This is a genomic window from Bacillus sp. LR--39 (assembly GCF_053613335.1).
Genome location: NZ_JBSIOT010001505.1, coordinates 1 through 534 on the forward strand (window position 1 = coordinate 1; position 534 = coordinate 534).

At 47.9% G+C, this 534-nt stretch carries 1 protein-coding gene; it reads right to left on the reverse strand.

Annotated elements, in window-relative coordinates; genetic code table 11:
* On the reverse strand, positions 1-534 hold a 534-nt coding region (locus ACWHAR_RS31440; protein WP_452088975.1), incomplete at both ends, for a sodium:solute symporter family transporter.

Sequence of the window (534 nt, forward strand, 5' to 3'; positions counted from 1 at the left end):
TGAAATGGCGAGGACAGACAGCCTTCCGACAAGTACAAGTTCTTTATCAGAAGCCCCTTTCCGGATAAACGCTTTATAAAAATCCTCTGTCAGCGCGCTTGAGGTTACAAGAAGCTGTGAAGAAATTGTGCTCATCACCGCTGCTAATATGGCGGCCAGCAAGAACCCCGTAATCATTGAAGGGAACAAAAGGTCGGCAAGCTTAATGAATATCGTCTCGGCATTCTTTAACGTAAGATGATTCGCACTGAAATAGGCAATGCCGACGAGTCCTGTCAGCATCGCTCCGCAAATCGAAAAGATCATCCAGCCCATGCCGATTCTTCTGGCACTCTTCAATTCTTTCACGCTTGAAATCGCCATAAACCTGACAATAATATGAGGCTGTCCAAAGTAGCCGAGACCCCATGCCAGTAAAGATATGATACCGATTACGGTTGTTCCTTGAAACGGACGGAGGAGATCCGGGTTAACCGCGTTCACTTCCGAAAACGCCGGCGCAATTCCCCCCAGTTGAACAAACACGACTACCGG